Genomic DNA, 20202 nt, shown 5'->3' with positions numbered 1-20202 from the left:
TTACAGCCTGCCGTTTTTTGGAATCAACATCATTTAATCCGCGTTGCGACAGGCTTCCTATTTATTCAACAACGCTGGCGCACGGCGCAGCTCAGGCTGAAAATGGAATAACCTGAGCCAAAAGACGCTGCTTATCAGGATTAAAACGCCTCCTGATAACAGAGCATAGGCAGCATGAGACTTTAGAAAATAGAAGTAGACAGGAGGTAATATCAAAGCACAAATGATCTGAGGAAACGTAATACTCATATTAAAGATACCCAGATAGGTACCGATACTTTCCCTGGGTAAAAATTTTGAGAGCACCACATAAGGTAAAGAGATTAAACTTCCCCACATTATTCCAATACAAATCGATGAAAATATAAGGCTGGTTGAAGAGCTTACAAAACCAATTAGCCCCACGCCTATACCGCCGCCAAATAATGCGAGTCCATGCAAAGTCTCGACTCTTATATATTTTGAGAATATAAAAACGAGCATAGTAAACATAAGACTAACGTATTGATAGAGTGAAAAATAAAATGAGCTGTCGAGGCTGGCAGCCTTCATTAAATGAAGATTTTCATTAGACGAATCAGTATAAGGAAAATGATAATTTTCTTGAGCGATACACAAGCTAAAATATAACCAAAATATGAAAACTCCCATCCAGGATATGCTGTGAATTATTAATAACTTCAAAAATAAGGAATCGGCTTTTTTGATTTCCTGGCGTATGCCTTTGATACTGACTGCAAGCTCCCTTAGCAATTTACAGAACAGGCCAAAATTAAGTCTAAGCAAATTTACCGGTTTTTCGTCCACTTTTCTAAGAAAGAAAAATACAACAATTATGAATAAAACTCCGCAAGTCATGTAGGAGATACTGAGATTCAATGGAAGCAAAAAATCACTTGATTCTATAGCATAGATTTTATGCACTGCAATCGGTAGAAAAGCACCTAGAACACCACCAAGGCCAGCAAAAAAAGCCTCGGCTGAAAATGCCTGCATACGAGTTTTATCTTCCTGAAAGCTATCTGCAGTCAAGGCGCGAAGGCCTTCTGCACTGCCATTGAGACTGCAGTCAATACAGAAGGTAAAAAGTACAATATTAAATAGTGAGTTTTGAAAAGGAAGCAGAAAAAAAGAAACCGCACCGACTAATCCCCATACCAGAATATAGGGTTTCCTCCGTCCAATTTTAGTTACAGATTTATCGCTTATATAGCCTATCAAAGGTTGAATAAAAATACCGGTTAATGGCGGAATTAACCAGAGCAAAGGTAATATAAAATCATTTGCTCCTGATATTTTAAAAAGAGCACTCAAATTTGACAATTGAAAAGTGAATCCAAAATTAATGGAAAACGATAGCAATGCGAGGTATAGAAAAGTCCTTTTCATCTGCAACATTTAAAATTCCAATTAGGTCGTCAGGTAAATAAAAATAGTGTAGCATCAGATAATTAGCAAATAATGTTTATAAAATTCATTGTATTCCAAATCAAAGGACCCTGTAAAGAGGACAATAATCATGAGTAGTTCACTAAAAAACATTGAGGGATTAAAACGGGTGTTTATTACTAGGGTTAACCCTAGTGTTGATAATGGAAAATATCAGGTGAAACGAATCTTGAATGATACTATCATTGTAGATGCTGATATTTTCACCGACGGAATCGATGAAATATATGCGGAGCTAATTTACAAACATGAGTCCGAGGTTGAATGGAAAAGAGTAAAGTTTTCTTCTCCTGACAATGATTGCGTTACCACAAATTTCCTTGCCAAAAAAATAGGGGTTTATCATTTCACAGTTGAGGCATGGATCGATGAGTTCTCAACATGGAAAAAAAGATTTATCAAAAAAATGCAATTAAAAATGGATATTGCAAATGAAAGAGAGATTGGAATAAACTTTGTTAAAAATATTGCAAGCAAAGACGACAAAATACTTCAAATAATTGTCGACAAAATTAATAATGAAAAATCCTATTCCAAAATCGAAAAATTTTTCTCAAAAAATAATATCAACCAGTGGCTGAGAGAGCATATCACCCCCACCTTTATAACTCGTTATGAGAAGATTCTCAGTATTCGGGTTGATCCGGTTAAAGCGCGATTTAGTGCCTGGTACGAAGTGTTTCCACGATCGCTTTCCTCATCAGGTCAGCATGGAAGTTTTCAGGATTTGATTAATTATCTTCCCCATATTAAGGAATTAGGTTTTGATGTAATTTATCTTCCTCCGATCCATCCTATTGGCAAAACCAATCGTAAAGGTAAAAATAATTCAGTTACCGCAATGGAACATGAGCCAGGCAGTCCTTGGGCGATAGGCAGCCCGGATGGAGATCATAAGACCATCCATCCTGAACTGGGCAGCTATTCAGAACTTAGAAATTTGATTAATAAAGCCCGCTCGATGGGCATCGATATTGCCCTTGATTTCGCACTTCAATGCAGTCCGGACCATCCCTATCTGCATAAACACCCGCAATGGTTCAAACATTTACCAGATGGCTCACTGCAATATGCAGAAAATCCACCTAAAAAATATCAGGACATTTATCCTTTAAATTTTGGCTCTGAACAATGGCAGGCCATGTGGCTGGAATTTAAATCGATCATAGACTACTGGATCAAAGCCGGAATCACCCTGTTTCGCGTAGACAATCCCCATACCAAGCCTTTTGTTTTCTGGGAATGGCTGATTCAGGAAATAAAAAAAGATCACCCTGAAGTCTTATTTTTGTCGGAAGCGTTTACCCGTCCCAAGGTCATGTATCACCTGGCTAAATGTGGTTTTAGTCAATCCTATACCTATTTCACATGGCGCAATACAAAAGAAGAATTGACTTCCTATATGGAAGAGTTGGTTTCTCAACCGGTTTCTGATTTCTTCAGGCCCAACTTCTGGGCGAATACCCCTGACATTCTGCCCGAGTGTCTGCAAACAGGCGGTCAGCCTGCATTCATTGTACGCTTTATACTGGCGGCCACTTTAAGCAGTAATTATGGTCTTTATGGCCCCGTTTATGAAAATTGTATTCATACCCCCCTGCATGAAGGGTCCGAAGAATATCTTGATTCTGAAAAATATGAGATCAAACAACATAAAAAGAGCAGTCAAAATATTGATGCAATTATCTCAAGAATCAATCGCATTCGAAAACATCATCCGGCTTTACAGAATACACAGTCTATTCGCTTCCACAATACAGATAACCCACAACTGATTTGCTATAGCAAACACTGTGAAGAACATCAGGATCATATTCTTATTGTGGTTAATCTTGACTATCAGTATAAGCAATCGGGATTCGTTGATATTAAGCGCAATAATCTTCCACTGCCAGGAGATGACTTTGTAGTACATGACTTACTGCATGATGAAACTTATCAGTGGCATACAGGTTCCTGTTATGTAGAGCTGGATCCGGCCAGAGCTCGTTGCGCACACCTATTTCATATCAGAGAGAATTCAGCATGAGCAAGGATAGCCAATTCGGAGAACGTATTGACTGGTATAAAGATGCAGTCATTTACCAAATTCACATCCGCAGTTTTTTTGACAGCAATGACGATGGGATTGGTGATTTTCAAGGATTGATAAAAAAACTCGATTATCTGAAATTTCTGGGAATTAATGCCGTCTGGCTTCTGCCTTTTTATCCCTCACCACTTAAAGATGAAGGCTATGATATCGCGGACTATAGCAGCATTAATCCCATTTATGGTTCTTTAAAGGACTTTAAAGCCCTGCTGAAAGAAGCCCATCAGCGTAATATTAGAATTATTACCGAACTGGTAATCAATCATACCAGCAATGCACACCCCTGGTTCCAGAAATCAAGGCGCGCAAAACCTGGCTCCTACTGGCGAAATTTTTATACCTGGAGTAATGATGCCAGCGAATATGCCGACGCGCGCATTATATTTCGTGATTTTGAAACCTCCAATTGGGCATGGGATCCTGTAGCAAAAGCCTATTACTGGCATCGCTTTTACTCGCATCAGCCCGATTTGAACTACGATAATCCGAATGTTCAGAAAGAAGTTTTTAAAATTGTCGACTTCTGGTTAAACCTGGGCGTTGACGGTTTAAGGCTTGATGCCATTCCCTACCTGTTTCAAAGAGAAGGCACAAGTTGTGAAAATCTGCCTGAAACCCACGAATTTTTAAAAAAGCTAAGCGCTCATGTCAAACAGAAGTTTCCCAACCGCCTTTTGTTAGCAGAGGCTAATCAGTGGCCTGACGATGCCGTACAATATTTTGGCCAGGGGGACGAATGTCAGATGGCCTTTCACTTCCCACTGATGCCAAGAATGTACATGGCTGTCAAAATGGAAGATCGCTTTCCGCTCATTGATATAATTGAACAGACTCCGGCGATTCCCGAAAACTGTCAGTGGGCTATCTTTCTTCGTAACCATGACGAATTAACCCTCGAAATGGTTACCGATGAAGAGCGTGACTACATGTACCGCATGTATGCCCAGGACCAGCAAATGCGCATTAATCTGGGAATACGCAGACGTTTGGCCCCCTTACTTGATGGCGACAGGCGGCGAATTGAATTATTAAATGCCATGCTATTTTCCCTGCCAGGCACTCCTATTATTTATTATGGCGATGAAATCGGTATGGGGGACAATATTTATCTTGGCGATCGAAATGGGGTCAGAACGCCCATGCAATGGTCAGGTGATTTAAACGCCGGCTTTTCCAAGGCAACCCCGCAAAAGCTTTACTCGCCAGTCATTATTGATCCGGAATATAATTATCAGGCAGTCAATGTTGAGCTGCAATTGCAAAATTCCCACTCTTTATTATGGTGGATGAAACGTACCATCGAAGTACGAAATAGTCATCCTGCCTTTTGGCGGGGAACGATTGAATTGTTAACCGCTGAAAATCCCAAAATTCTCGCATTTTATCGAACTTATGAAGAGCAGCGCTTACTGGTCTTAATTAATCTATCAAAAAATATTCAATCCACTTTTCTTGATTTGTCCAGTTTCGCTAATTTTAAACTGCTGGAAGTATTTGGGAAAAACCAATTTCCCCCGATACAGGAAACACCCTATTTCTTCGTGCTTCCAGCCTATGGGTTCCTATGGCTGGAATTACAGAAACCAGAATCCATTATTTCAGATAAGCGAAAAAAGGATGAAATAGAAATCAAAAAGGATCTTTCAGAAATTTTTGAAGGAAAAGCAAAAAACAAGCTTGAAACTGTATTGGAAAATTACATCATTAATTGCCGATGGTATCGATCAAAAAACCATAAGATCACTAAGCTCTCAATTTACGATTCCATTATGGCACTGAATAAACCAACCCCTGTTTATCTGTTAATTATCCTGGTGGAATATAAAGACAAGGAAGCGGAAAAATATTCTCTGTTCATTACCAGAGAGGAAGATCATCATGAAATCAGCCAAACCGCCAATCAAAAAGTTATATGTACTCTAAAAACAGAAACGCAATCGGCTTATTTGGTAGATGCCGCACATATTCCTGCTTTATGGAGCGAATTATTTAATTTATTCGGCTCCAATCGTCAGTTGAAGGGATCTCGGGGCAAATTGTCGATAATGCCTAACCGCGGGTATAAGAAAAGCCTTTTGTCAGAAAGCAATTTTCAAAAAGAACCCATTAACGCCGAGCAATCCAATACATCCATACGATACAATGCTGCATTGTTTAAATTATATCGCCGCTGTGAAACAGGTATTAATCCGGAAGTAGAAATTACCGAATTACTTATGAAAAAGAGTCATTTTCGCTTGCCCAAAATCCTTTCTCATTTGCAGTACGAGGATCAGGGGAAACCGGTTACCTTAGGGATTATTCAGGAACATATCCCGAATGAAGGAGATGCCTGGGCATACAGTATCAACCATTTAAGTAATTTGCTGGAAGAAGGAAACAGCGACTCGCTGGTTTTTCCTGCTGTGGATTTGCCCTGGCATAAACTGGTACCGGTTCCTGAACAAGTAAGCCAAATGCTGGGGATTTATTCGAATTCCATAGAAAAACTGGCCGAAAAAACAGCCGCCATGCATATCGCTTTAGCCGAATCCTCTTCGAGCTCGGATTTTAAACAGGAAGATTTCAATTGGTTTGATCAGCGAAGTCTCTATCAGTCCCTGCGTTCTATACTTGCTAAAGCTAAAAAGCATGTCAGTTCTTTAAAATCATCGCTTGAGCCTGAGCTATACAGCTCTCTTCAGGATAAACTGGCTGAAAGCCGTTTAAAAGCAACAGTACAGTCCCTCTTGAATAAACGTTTTAACGGTAAAAAAATTCGTTGTCATGGCGATTTTCATCTCGGACAGATTCTTTATACCGGTGATGATTTTATCATTATTGATTATGAAGGAGAGCCTAATCGCCCCTTGTCCGAACGCAAGATAAAACGTTCCCCTCTGAAAGATATTGCCGGAATGCTTCGCTCTTTTCACTATGCCGTTTACACCGTAACGCAAAACAAAGAGACGGATTTAGCCTTAAAAGAATTATCACCTGAAAAGCTCTATGCCTGGATCTGTCAACTCTACTTAGGCAGCTATCTAAACTTTGACGGAATTCGCAGCTTACTGCCCGCTGATGAAGCCAACCTGCTCTTTTTATTGAAAATTTTTATGCTGGAAAAGGTACTCTATGAAATTGAATATGAGATTAATAACCGTCCCGACTGGGTTCATGTTCCCTGCAAGGGCCTGATTGCATTATTGGAGTGATGAGTGGCAAAGGACGAAGAACAGATCATTATTTTAAAAAGGTTCGCTGAACAGCTCGGTATAATAACCAGTTATCGCAATGCCTGGAAAGAGCAGGTCGAAGCGTCTGTGGAGACGCTGATGAGCCTGATTCGTATGCTGGGCTATCCTGTTAATGCCCTTCATGAAGTCATTCCCATTTTTGAGCAATACCAGCAAAACCTGTCTCAACAGCCCTTAGAGCCAGTGTATGTGATCTGGAATCAGAAACAGTCAGTTATAAAACTCCGGTTATTGTCAGAAGAAGCAGTCAGCTGGTCTTTAATAACGGAACAGGGCTCTATAATTGAGGAAGCTGTAAATATGAGGCGCCGGCAAAAAATATCAGCCGATGACTATCAGATTAAATTACCTGCTCTTCCTCCTGGTTATCATCAATTCACACTCACAGTCGGAAAACGACAATACCAGAGCCTGATAATTTCAGCCCCTGGAACTATTTATTTTGACGACAGACTCTGTGACGAAAAAAAAATTGGCCTTTTTTGTCCATTATATTCTCTGCATTCCGAAAAAAGCATAGGCGGCGGCGATCTGGGCGATATGGATTCTTTGTCCCAGTGGATGGCAGAAGAAGGGCTGGGGCTGATTGCCAGCACCCCACTTTTTTCAGCCTTTCTTAATTCTCCCTGTGAACCTAGTCCTTATTCCCCAGTCAGCCGTCTGTTTGCCAATGAGTTTTATCTTGATTTACGGCAATACGGACCAATAGACCCTAAATTTAACGCAGCTATTGAAGCATTGAACCAATTGCCCTTCATTGAGTATCAGCAGGCTGCTTCTTTAAAGCGCGAAATCGCCAGCGAACAATTCAAACGTATACTGGAATCGCCCGAAAACCAGGAGGCACTGAATCGATTTATCGAAACACATCCTGAAATCAGAGTTTATGCACTCTTTAGAGCCTACATGGAATGCACTGGTGAAGAATGGCGGAACTGGCCAGAGAGACAAAGAAACGGTCTTTTGACAGAAGAGGATGTGCCCAGTGAAATGTATCATTATCATCTGGCCGCTCAGTGGCAGTTGCATCAACAGCTTCGCGCATTAAAGAAGAAAATCAACCAACGAGGCCAATATCTTTATCTTGATTTACCTATTGGTGCACATCGCAATGGCTTTGATGTCTGGCGGCAGCAAACACTGTATCTGACTGAAACTGCAATGGGCTCGCCGCCTGATCCCTTATTTCTTGAAGGCCAGAACTGGGGGATGCCGGCTTTAAATCCTGCAAAATTACGCGAGCAGGCTTATCTCTGGTTTATTCAACTGATTCAAAACATCTTTAAGCAGGTTGATATTTTGCGCATTGATCATGTCATGGGCTTTAATCGTTTATACTTAATCCCTGAAGGACATCCCGCAAGCGCGGGGGCTTATCTTAAGTATCCCGCCGAAGAAATGTATGCCATCCTCTGCCTGGAATCGCATCGGCATCGGGTGATGATTGTCGGAGAAAACTTAGGCTCCGTTCCTCCGGAAACAAACCGATTGATGAAACATCATGGGATGCTCAACATGAACGTTTTACAATATGCCCTGGATGCCCGCGAAAAAATAATTCCCACAACCTGTAAAACGCTGACCTGCATCAATACCCATGATATGCCCCCTTTTTCTGCCTGGTGCCAGGGTCTCGATATTACTCAATTTCAGGAATTAAAATTAATCGATGAAACCTATGCCAGGCAAATGCATAAGAAACGTCGTTATCAGCTAAAAACATTAACTGCCACCTTAAAGAAACAACAGTTAAATTCCGCCGATCTCCTATCGTCCGCCTGGCAAATGCTTGCGCAAAGTCCAGCAGCCTTGCAACTTGTGAACATAGAAGATCTTTGGGGCGAAATTTATTCCCAGAATATCCCCAATGCAACTGAGGAGCCCAATTGGCAGAGAAAGTTGCGTTACTCCATGGAGGAGATAAAGCAAATGTCCACAATCAGCAGACAATTAAAAGAAATTCACAAGAAAAGAAGCCCGGTAGAGCGCCTGCGCCAAACTCTTTTTTCCGCACAGGATCTTCATCTATTCAATGAGGGAACCCATTTTCAGTTATACAAGCACCTTGGCGCACATGTTAGCAAGCAGGAGAATGTTACTGGGGTTAATTTTGCAGTATGGGCTCCGAATGCATCGCATGTATCGGTCGTGGGTTCATTCAACCACTGGAATAAAACCGTGCATTCTTTAAGCTCGCGGGGGAACTCCGGGATCTGGGAGGGGTTTATACCCGGCGTCAAGGTTGGGGATTTATATAAGTACGCTATTGAATCCGATCGCCTGCAATTTACTGCTCAGAAAGCAGATCCCTTTGCGTTTTATCAGGAAACGCCACCCTGCACCGCTTCTATTGTCTGGGAGTTGGATTACGAATGGCAGGACGAGGACTGGCTTAAAAAAAGAAAATCAAAGCAGAGTTTAAACTCTCCCATTTCTATTTATGAAGTCCATTTAGGATCATGGCGGCGGGTTCCAGAAGAAGATAATCGTTATTTAAGCTATCGTGAACTGGCGCCCTTATTGGCTGACTATGTAAAGCAGATGGGATTTACCCATGTAGAATTCCTCCCGGTTATGGAACATCCTTTTTACGGCTCCTGGGGTTATCAGACGGTAAGCTATTTTTCCCCCAGCGCACGCTTCGGAACCCCTCAGGATTTTATGTATTTAATCGATTACCTGCATCAGCAGGATATTGCAGTCATTTTAGATTGGGTTCCTTCGCATTTTCCTATGGATGAGCATGGTCTGGCACAATTTGATGGAACCCATCTTTTCGAGCATTCCGATGAGCGGAAAGGATTTCATCCGGATTGGAAGAGCGCCATTTTCAACTATGGCCGGCATGAGGTACAGGCGTTTCTTATCAGTAGTGCGATGTTCTGGTTTGAAAAGTATCACATTGATGCTATTCGCGTTGATGCAGTCGCCTCCATGCTTTATCTGAATTACTCCCGCAAAGAAGGGGAATGGCTGCCTAATGAAAAAGGCGGCCATGAAAATCTGGAAGCCATTCATTTTTTAAGGACACTGAATAAAACTGCCTATCAGCATTTTCCAGATATTCAAATGTTCGCGGAAGAGTCCACCGCCTGGACAGGCGTTTCCGCTCCCATTGAGTTTGGAGGATTGGGCTTTGGTTTTAAGTGGGATATGGGCTGGATGCATGACACCCTCTTATACTTCTCCCGCGATCCCATTTTCAGGCGCTACCACCAGCATGAATTATCTTTTCGTATGGTTTACGCCTTTACAGAAAATTTCACATTATCACTTTCACATGACGAAGTAGTTTATGGCAAAGGATCGCTGATTAATAAGATGCCTGGTGATGAATTCTGCAAATTTGCCAATTTACGCCTCCTGTATGGCTATATGTTTTGTCTGCCTGGTAAAAAGTTAATCTTCATGGGCTCTGAGTTTGGTCAGTATAGTGAATGGAACCATGAGAGCAGTCTTGACTGGCATGTGCTGGATTATCCAGTTCATCAGGGGCTGCAACACTGGGTTCGTGATCTCAACCGGCTTTATCGTTCACAGACAGCCTTACATGAGCTTGACTGGCAAGCCCATGGTTTTGAATGGATCGATTGCAGTGATGCCGATAACAGCGTATACAGCTTCATCCGAAAATCCAGTCAGAATGACTGTTTGTTGATTGCGTTCAATTGTACGCCGGTGACTCGCAGCAATTACCGCCTTGGAGTTCCTGAAGCAGGAAACTGGCAACTGCTGCTGGACAGTGACGCAGCTCAATATGGCGGCTCCGCTCAAAATCAGAATGAACTTCTCACAGCTGAAGCCTGCCCTTTCCACAACCGCCCATACTCTCTGTCGTTAACCCTGCCTGGGCTCAGTCTGGTGATTTATCAATGGATAAAATAAACAAAAGACTCTTGGGGGCACATCTTGACTCCAGCGGCCATTGCGAATTCAAAGTTTGGGCGCCCTATGCAGTCAAACCTCAGCTGGAAATAACAGATACCAGAGGAAATACAGTTGTTTTTCCAATGCTGGAACAAAAAGACGGCTATTATTTTTTTGCTCTCAATACTATTCAACCAGGCGATAGCTATTATTATCTTTTTGATAACCAGCGGTTTGCCGATCCAGCGGCCGATTTTCTTCCTCAGGGGATTACCGGTCCTGCTGCTATCCTTGAGCGACAGAAAATTGCGTCTCGTTGGCCAAATATCCCCCTTCGGGATTATATCATTTATGAAATTCATGTAGGCACCTACACGCCTGAAGGCCAGTTTACAGCCATTATTAATCATCTGGATGAATTAAAAGATCTGGGAATCACCGCCATTGAGTTAATGCCCATTGCTCAATTCTCAGGAGATAGAAACTGGGGTTATGACGGGGTCTATCCCTTTGCAGTTCAAAATTCCTATGGGGGTCCGCAAGGCTTAAAAGCGTTGATTCAGGCTTGTCATTCACGTGATATCGCCGTAATTCTCGATGTGGTTTATAACCATATCGGGCCGGAAGGTAATCATTTTGCAAAATTTGGCCCTTATTTTACTGAAAAATATCAAAGCCTTTGGGGGCAAATGCTCAACTTTGATGATCAGTTCAACCATCACGTGCGCCGTTATTTTATCGAAAATGCGCTGCACTGGTTTATTGAGTATGACATTGATGCCCTTCGTCTTGATGCCTTGCATGCCATTATCGATACATCGGCTTATCCTTTTCTTGAAGAACTGGCTGACGCTGTGCAGGAGCTATCAAAAGAAATTAAAAAACCCTTTTATCTGATTGCCGAAAATGATGCCAATGATGTCAGACTGATTGCTGAAAAAGAAAAAGGCGGCTATGGAATTCATGCGCAGTGGAACGATGATTTTCACCATGCGATTCACAGCCTTCTTACCGGGGAAACCCAAAATTATTATCAGGATTTTGGACGCTTTGAACAGCTTATGAAAGCCTTTCGTGAAGGCTTTGTCTATTCGGGGGAATATTCGGTATTCCGAAAAAAACCTCATGGCCGAAGTTCGGCTGCCATCCCTTCTGAACGTCTGGTGGTTTGTTTACAAAATCATGATCAGATTGGTAATCGGGCGAAGGGGGAGCGTTTAAATCATTTGCTTGACGAAGAACAATTAAAACTGGCAGCCGGTCTGTTATTGACCTCCCCCTTTATTCCTCTGCTTTTTATGGGGGAGGAATATGCAGACCCTGCCCCTTTTCTCTACTTTATCAGCCATTCCGATCCCAGGTTAATTGAAGCGGTACGTCAGGGTCGAAAAAAAGAATTTTCATTTATAAATGACTCGCTGTCTGATCCCCAAGATGAATTAACATTTCAGACGAGTAAGCTTAACCATCAACTGAAACAGGATGATAAGCACAGAAAACTATGGAATTTTTATAAACAATTAATTCAGCTTCGGCGCTCACTCAAAGCAATCAATACGCTGGACAAAAATGCCCAGGAAATTCATTGGGATCAACAAAAACAACTGCTAACTATTCTGAAGCATCATCAGGAAGAACCGGTTCTAATACTTGCCAGCTTTTCCCAGGAAACCCACTCCATCGCCGATAGTCTGAGTGGCAACTGGACACTGCTTTTGAATTCTTACCACCAGCAATGGACAAACAATTTTCAGGCTGAATTGCGAGACGATCAGCTTCCCCCTTTCGGATTTTTACTGTTTAAGGACAATCAGTATGGCTAATTATATTTGTATACACGGGCATTTTTATCAACCGCCACGGGAAAATCCCTGGCTGGAAGAAATCGAAACGCAGGATTCCGCCTTTCCCTATCATGACTGGAATGAGCGGATTAATGACGAATGTTATCTGCCTAACTCTGGGGCAAGGATTTTAAATGCCAAGGGGCAAATCACTGAGATTCTCAACAATTACAGTAAAATAAGCTTCAATTTTGGCCCTACTCTGCTGTCCTGGATTCAGGAGAAGGACCCTCAACTACTTGAATCAATCCTGGCGGCTGATAAAGAAAGCCAGAAACAATTCAAGGGACATGGCAATGCCCTGGCACAAGCTTATAATCATCTGATTATGCCTCTCGCAAATTCTCGGGATAAATATACCCAATTGCTTTGGGGCATTAAAACCTTTGAGCATTATTTCAAGCGTAAACCGGAGGGACTGTGGTTGTCGGAAACGGCAGTAGATCTGGAAACGCTTGATTTTATGAGTGAGCTCGGTATTCAGTTTACCATTTTGGCGCCCAATCAGGCCAGGCGATACAGGCATTTCAATGACGAGGAATGGTCTGAGGGCATCATTCCGGGAACCTCCTACCAGCAGCAACTTCCCTCAGGAAGAAGCATCACGCTGTTTTTTTACGATGGTGAGGTATCCAAAGCAGTAGCCTTTGAACAATTACTGACACAGGGTGAAAATTTTGCTCAGCGTCTGCTCAATTCATTTTCAGAGCAGAAGACAGAGCATAATTTAATGCATATCGCTACAGATGGCGAATCCTATGGCCATCATCATGCGCATGGCGATATGGGTTTAGCCTATGCCTTGAATATTATTGAGAACACCGAGGATGTACAACTCATCAACTATGGATATTTTCTGGAATTGCAGCCGCCGCAGTATCAGGTAGAAATTCATGAAAACTCTTCCTGGAGCTGCGCACATGGCATTGAACGATGGCGCAGCGATTGTGGCTGCAGTACTCGCCAGGACTGGCATCAGCAATGGCGCGGTCCTCTGCGAGCCGCTCTGGACTGGCTGCGTGATCAATTGATCCCCGCATTTGAAACCAGTCTAAAGGCACTGTTACACGACCCCTGGGGAGCCAGAAACGACTATATTGAAGTAATTAATGATCGTAGTAAGCAAAGTGATTTTTTAAAACATCATGCCCGTCATCCACTGTCCGCTCTGGAAGAAACAGAGGTTTTAAAATGGATGGAATTACAGCGGCATGCCATGTTGATGTATACGAGCTGCGGCTGGTTTTTTGATGAGGTATCCGGGCTTGAAACCACTCAGATTTTAAAATATGCAGCCCGTGCTATTCAATTAGCCAGGGAACTGACTGATGTGGATCATGAGGCCGAGTTTATTAATCGTTTATCTGAGGTTCCCTCAAACCTCCCCGAGTTTGCCAATGGAGCGCGAATTTATGAGTTATTCATCAAACCATTGGTCATTGATTTATTTAAGGTTTCAGCACATCTGGCTGTCAGTCTTCCTTTCGGCGAATACAAGGAATCGGAATCCATCCCCATATTTTGTTACGAGGTTAATTTGAGAGAATCAAAACAGGCTGAAGCGGGTAAAGTCAAACTGTTTTCGGGCCTGATGGATGTTCGATCGCAAATTACCGGGGAATCAATACAGGTCTGGTATGCGCTGCTTTATCAGGGAGACCAGAACCTCATCTGCGCCATTCGTAGTCCTGACCCTCAACTTGAAACAGTCGAGAATGATTTATTTGAGTTATTTGAAAAGGGAGAGATTTTTGAGCTGGTCAAATTATTTGAACAACATTTTGGCGAAGCAACGACGTCTCTTCGTGACCTCTTCCATGATATGAAGTTAAAAATTACTGGCCAGATTTTATCTTCAGTTACCGGCGAACTGGAAAATCGCTATCATGAGTTCATGAACAACAATGCAGCGCTCCTTTATTTTATCTCGGATCTGCATATGCCAATGCCGAAGGCGGTAGCTCAGTCAATAGCTTATATTGTCAATAAAGACCTGTTTGACTATTTCAATAATGAAGAAAGAAACCCCGAAGTGTTGGAAAATCTGTTTCAACTGATCAAACGCTTTAATATTACCCTGGATGATTCCATTCGATTTCGTGCCGGACATTTAATAAAGCAGTATGCGATACAACTCGAAAATCAGCCTGAGAATAGTGAGTTACTGACTGAACTGGTTGATTTCATTAAGCAGCTGAATGCGCTGCCGCTTCAGATCAATTACTGGCATCTGCAGAATGTGACAAAGCGGCTTCTTGCTGCCGATAATCCTGAACCCCTGCTGAAATCCCTCGGCGAAGCACTTAATCTGGAGGTCTGATGACTATTCCACTGACCAGCTACCGCCTGCAGCTTCACAAACAGTTTGGCTTCAAGGAAGCTATCAATATACTTCCTTATTTACTTGAGCTTGGTATTAGCGATGTCTACAGTTCTCCTCTTTTACAGGCAGAACCCGGAAGCATGCACGGTTATGATGTTATCAATTATCAGCAGCTGAATGCGGAGTTGGGAGGAGAGGAAGCCTTTATTCAATTTACCGAAGCCCTGGCCAATTACGGAATGGGTCTTTGTGTGGATATAGTGCCCAACCACATGGCAGCCAGTCCGAACAATGCACTTTGGCAGGACGTCGTCAATAAACATCAAAACTCTGTTTATAGTGATTTTTTTGATATCAAATGGGATTCTTCGGATAGGAACAAACTGACTTATCGGCGTTTTTTTGATATTAATGAATTGGTATGCATGAATACAGAACGAGAGGCTGTGTTCACCCATAGTCATAAACTGATTCTTGAGTTAATCAGGATGGGTAAAATTCAGGCTTTACGTGTGGATCATATCGACGGTTTACGACAGCCTTTGGCGTATTTAAAGAAGCTGCAGGAAGAAATTGGCAGGGATTTTTATGTGATAGTCGAAAAAATTCTTGGATTTGAAGAAACCTTACCCCCTTCATGGCCAGTTGCGGGAACCACCGGTTACGACTGGCTTAATCATATGAATCAGATTTATATTGACCCCAAAGGACTTCAAAAACTTAATACGGTTTATCAGAAGCTATGCGATAAACCCCGGCGGTCTGAGGAAATACGGGTACAATCACTAAAGCTAGTAATAAAAAAGCTGTTTGAAAAAGAATTTAACAGGCTGCATTCCACACTTATTACAATTCTTAATGACTATGATCCGCAAAAAACAGGCGATTTTTTGCTGGAATTTTCGAGCAGAATGCCGGTTTACCGGTTATATCATCAACCTGACAGCTATGCGTTTGCAGAAAAAATTCTGGAATCCATACTGAGTCAATTACCAGCCGAACATCGGGAGCTGGGCCTTTTATTTAAGAGTCTACTGCTTGATCAGTATCCTGAATGCTTTGATGCTTTGAGAAAAAAGCAGTGGCAGCAGTGGCGAAATGATTGGGAGGTCTTTAGTGGTCCGGTAATGGCGAAAGGCTTTGAGGATACAGCGGGCTACAATGACACTGCCTTACTTTCATTGTATGAGGTGGGTAGCTCTCCTGAATTAAATGCACACTGCGGCGATCTTGCCCTCTTTCATGAATTCATTATTTCACGCCAAACCCATTGGCCGTATAGTTTCAATACGAGTTCCACGCATGATACCAAACGGAGTGAAGACCTTCGTGCACGCCTGAATGTTTTAAGTGAATTAGCCGATGAGTGGAATGAGCGGCTCAGTCAATGGCAAGTCCACAATCAATCTAAGAAAACCGAGCTTGAGACGCTTGTTGCTCCTGATCCTGTCGATGAAATTGCCATGTATCAATCTCTGTTAGGGATCTGGCCATTACAGTCCGGGGATTGTGATTACGAGCAGCGGCTTGAGCAATTTTTGGTTAAAGCAATGCGTGAGCGTAAACAACACACAAGCTGGTATGAACCCAAAGAAAACTATGAGAAGGCTTGTCTTAGTTTTCTGAACCAAATTCTAAAAGATAAGCAATTTGTATGCAACTTCTCGGATTTTGCCAGAAAAACGGCTTTTTTCGGAATGTATAATTCCTTGTCACAAATCCTGATTAAATTCACCACCCCAGGGGTTCCCGATCTTTATCAGGGTAATGAAACCTGGCGTTTCGACCTGGTGGATCCGGATAATCGGCGCCCTGTAGATTATGAGAAACTAAAAAATTTAGCCAGTGATGAGGCTTTATCAAGCCTGCTCACTCACTGGCAGGATGGACGAATCAAATTCAATCTGACTCGTCAGCTGCTTCATCTGCGGAAACAGTATAAAGCGTTATTGACCGAAGGTGATTATCGACCCTTAACGGTCGAAGGAACACTGAGCAGGCATCTTATTGCTTTTCAGCGTGAATACCAAGGGACTGTGCTAGTCATCATCACTTGTCGCTGGTTCAGCGGCATTCTAGGCTTTGATGAACCCTGGGATAAAGCCAGGTTTTCTAATGAGCAGCTTTCCGGGATTGCCGGTGGAGAATATCATTCCTTGTTAACACAGCGAAAATTGAAGTCCAAGAATAATTGTTTGTTAATTAACGATATTTTAAAAGAACTGCCTTTTGAAGTTCTGATAGGTAAATAGTTCTAGCCTTAAGTTTTTTTTGACTCCAGTAGATCAATTGTGTAAATAGCCCCCTCGCCCGCGGAAGAAATTTGAGCAAAATACTTATGTTTCTCGCGGGAGAGGGTTGGGGAGAGGGTAAAAAACCGGTTTCAGCTGGAATAAAATCCACATACATTACAAGAAAATTAATATAGATAGGAACTATTCAAAGCTGTTCTAACAATGATTGGAGTTGTTCCCTCTCCCCAACCCTCTCCCGCGCTTACCACCAGGATTTTAATCACTTTTCTTGCGCGGGCGAGGGGGCGCTACATCATACATTCTTAATGTCAAGAAAAACTTAAGGCTAATTGGAAGTCCCCGCCTTCGCGGGGATGACAGTGTAATATAGATAAATGGCTTAATTCCTGAGGCAGTATACATTATTCAGCAACGTAAATTGCCAGCGCATCATTAGCTTCTATTCTGGCCGTTAACCGCCCCTTTTCATCGACCTGATAAGTTTCTCCTGTGCAATTTCCCCGCAAATCAAGATTACCGTGAATCACATCGCAATAAACCCCAGCAGGCAAAGACGTCTTGAATGTTTCAGTAATTGCAAATTCTTCGTGATTAATTACCAGAAATCCTTTATCGCCACGGCCAAATGCAATGGCATTACTTTCATTCGTCCACCAGTCAGTCAAAGGGGTATCAATTACTGCATTATAAAATTTAACCATATTCATAATTGCAGGAAAGCGGTGCTGGCAAACCCAATCCCTGGAGCAAACTGTTGTGACCGGAGTTCCGGCATCAATGTGATTAAATCGATAACCCGAATACACGTTCGGTGAGCCATAGGGATGTGCCAGCATAAAAATATTCGCCAGCAGATAATTTTCTCCCTCTTTATAACTTAATGTGGAATTATTTCGCTCTGTATCCCAGTTGTCGATAAAACTGCGGGCAATATTACCCGGCAAATAGCCCCAGGCTTCGCCAAAGGATTTTAAGTAGGCCAGTTTTTCACGTTCAAAAATACGTTTGAGGTCACGTCCATAGCGAAACTCATCTAAATCACCCAAATGGCGATATTCCAGTGGATTAACCGCTTCTCCCTCGCTGTATATTACCTCCTGAACCCAAAAGATATTTTTGACAAGCCGCCCGCGAATCGCAGTAAGATCATCAGCAGAGATATGTTTAGCAGCATCAATACGAAATCCGTCAACATTCAAAGCGATCAGATGATTTAAAAATGAGGCGATCTTACCGCGGACATAATCACTGCCTGTATCCAAATCCGCTAAAGAATCCAGCTCGCAGTTTTGTACATTATCCCGATCAGAATAATCATTAATATTCGTGCGGCACCAATGAAAATCCTGCACCTGATAAGTGCCAGGATAATCATATTTACTGTAGCGGGTTCCTTTAGTACCTACTCCATAGCCTCTTGTCATATGATTTATCACCACATCCACAATCACTTTGACACCCGCCGCATGGCATTGTGTAATCATGGTTTTAAAAGATGATTCATCTCCTAATCGCCCGGCTATCTGATAACTGACAGGTTGATAGGATGTCCACCATTGCGGCCCGCGAATATGCTCCTGAACAGGAGAAATTTCAACATAGCCATACCCTGTTTTTGCAAGCATTGCGCATTCTTTTGCCACAGAGTCAAAGGGCCACTGGAACAGTGTAACAGTCACTTTTTTTCTAGATTCGAGTTGAAAATTATCGGCCCAACTGTATTCTGTGAAACTGAAAATTATACAAAAATATACGATACAATACGTCCATTTATACATATTTAAATCCTTAAATATTACTTTCATGGTAAACAAGTAATATTGGCTATTCATTGTATAAATGGAATAGAGCCATTCCCGATTATATTAATTGATAATCTGTATTGAATAGTGCTTTATCCGTATGCGTATAAACCATTTCATTTGGCAGAGGTCTTTTTACGGGAGCTGCCCTCTTTCTCTTTAATCTTCTTACCCATGCTTTTTTTCAAGAGACTGATAAAATCAACCACATCATCTTTCTGCTGACTTTTTGCCGCTTTTCGCGGGCTTTTACTTAATTCCTCTGTCTTGGAATCAAGCCATTTTTGCAGGGCTTCACGGTAATCGTCATGGTATTTTTCAGGCTCCCATTTGTTACTCATGTCCTCAATTAATGAAACGGCCATTTTTATTTCCCGATCGCTGATTTTATAATTTTTTAAACTGTCCGAAGGGAAGCCCAGGTCGCTTTCGTCACGTATTTCATCTTTAAAATGAATCAGATTAAGCACTAATGCATTATCATGCGGCAGTATTAAACTTAAATATTCCTTGGTGCGGATAATGACACGGGCGACCCCTGCTTTCTTGGTTTTCTTCAATGCTTCCCGGAGTAAGACGTAGGCCTTTTTATTTTTGCTCTCAGGAACGATATAATAGGCTTTGTCAAAATAAAGAGGATCGATTTCCTTAGCGTCAATAAATTCATCAATATCAATGGATTTAAAAACGTCAGGCCCTGCTTTTTCAAAAGCTTGTTCATCAACCACAACATAATGATCTTTTTCATATTCATACCCCTTTACGACATTATTCCAGTCAACTACTTCACCAGTATTACTATTAACACGCTGATAACGAATACGCGCATGATCTTTGGCATCAATCAAATGAAAACTTAAGCTTTTTCGTTCCTCAACCGATACAATTCCAACAGGAATAGAAACCAGACCAAAAGAGATATCCCCTTTCCATATCGCCCTCATGGTTTTTTCTCCTGATTTTCATGTCTATTTTTTAATTATAGGAAATCCCTCAGGTTTGGACTGAATTTAAAGAATCCGGGAGTGTTCATCAAACTGTGTCACTACTCACAGGCACGCCGTCATCTCGAACGCAGTGAGAGATCTTCGAATGCTGGCACAAACCAGGATTTGGGAGATCTCTCACTGCGTTCGAGATGACATGGCAGAATTCCGAAAGTTTTATTTACTCAGCAACTGCACATAAATAATGTCAGGGTAACTCCCCACGTCATCCCGAGCTGAATGATCCCCACGAAAATTACCATTTTCTGCTCAATTCATTTTGAATGATTTGAGCAAGTGGTTCATCGTGGAATTTAAGATACTTAAATCCATCATGCTCAATAATTA

9 protein-coding genes are annotated in these 20202 nt (G+C 42.0%); 6 read left to right on the top strand and 3 right to left on the bottom strand.

Annotated elements, in window-relative coordinates; genetic code table 11:
- Positions 1-57 precede the first annotated feature (57 nt).
- The gene (locus tag E1O89_RS14315; RefSeq protein ID WP_133140750.1) at positions 58-1398 is read right to left on the bottom strand and encodes an MFS transporter; all 1341 of its coding nucleotides are present in this window, start codon (positions 1396-1398) and stop codon (positions 58-60) included.
- 121 nt (positions 1399-1519) lie between these two features.
- Between E1O89_RS14315 and E1O89_RS14310 the strand changes: the two genes are divergently transcribed.
- The 6 genes from E1O89_RS14310 to treY are packed head-to-tail and all read left to right on the top strand — an operon-like array spanning position 1520 to position 17063.
- Positions 1520-3478 (top strand): alpha-1,4-glucan--maltose-1-phosphate maltosyltransferase, encoded by a 1959-nt coding sequence (locus E1O89_RS14310; protein WP_133140749.1) that lies wholly within the window; start codon positions 1520-1522, stop codon positions 3476-3478.
- Complete coding sequence (gene treS, locus E1O89_RS14305; RefSeq protein ID WP_133140748.1) at positions 3475-6735, top strand: maltose alpha-D-glucosyltransferase; 3261 nt, start codon at positions 3475-3477, stop codon at positions 6733-6735. The genes E1O89_RS14310 and treS overlap by 4 nt, the downstream gene beginning before the upstream one ends.
- A 3-nt stretch (positions 6736-6738) precedes the next feature.
- Complete coding sequence (glgB, locus tag E1O89_RS15540) at positions 6739-10662, top strand: 1,4-alpha-glucan branching protein GlgB (protein ID WP_187347044.1); 3924 nt, start codon at positions 6739-6741, stop codon at positions 10660-10662.
- Positions 10650-12467 (top strand): malto-oligosyltrehalose trehalohydrolase, encoded by a 1818-nt coding sequence (gene treZ, locus E1O89_RS14295; RefSeq protein ID WP_133140747.1) that lies wholly within the window; start codon positions 10650-10652, stop codon positions 12465-12467. The genes glgB and treZ overlap by 13 nt, the downstream gene beginning before the upstream one ends.
- Positions 12460-14808 (top strand): DUF3536 domain-containing protein, encoded by a 2349-nt coding sequence (locus tag E1O89_RS14290; protein ID WP_133140746.1) that lies wholly within the window; start codon positions 12460-12462, stop codon positions 14806-14808. The genes treZ and E1O89_RS14290 overlap by 8 nt, the downstream gene beginning before the upstream one ends.
- Complete coding sequence (gene treY, locus E1O89_RS14285; RefSeq protein ID WP_133140745.1) at positions 14808-17063, top strand: malto-oligosyltrehalose synthase; 2256 nt, start codon at positions 14808-14810, stop codon at positions 17061-17063. Before E1O89_RS14290 ends, treY begins: the two co-directional genes overlap by 1 nt.
- A 404-nt stretch (positions 17064-17467) precedes the next feature.
- Here treY and E1O89_RS14280 read toward each other — a convergent pair whose 3' ends face one another.
- Positions 17468-18691 carry an alpha-amylase gene (locus E1O89_RS14280; RefSeq protein ID WP_222845440.1) on the bottom strand — a complete coding sequence of 408 codons (1224 nt, stop codon included), beginning with the start codon at positions 18689-18691 and terminating at the stop codon, positions 17468-17470.
- Positions 18692-18984: 293 nt separating this feature from the next.
- On the bottom strand, positions 18985-19812 hold the full coding sequence (locus tag E1O89_RS14275) for a Ku protein (protein WP_133140743.1): 828 nt from the start codon (positions 19810-19812) through the stop codon (positions 18985-18987).
- Positions 19813-20202: the final 390 nt, after the last annotated feature.

The sequence above is a fragment of the Legionella genomosp. 1 genome, assembly GCF_900640215.1.
Lineage (GTDB): Bacteria > Pseudomonadota > Gammaproteobacteria > Legionellales > Legionellaceae > Legionella_C > Legionella_C quinlivanii_A.
The sequence above is the reverse complement of the archived record's forward strand: the minus strand, read 5'-3'. Positions and strand labels throughout refer to the sequence as shown.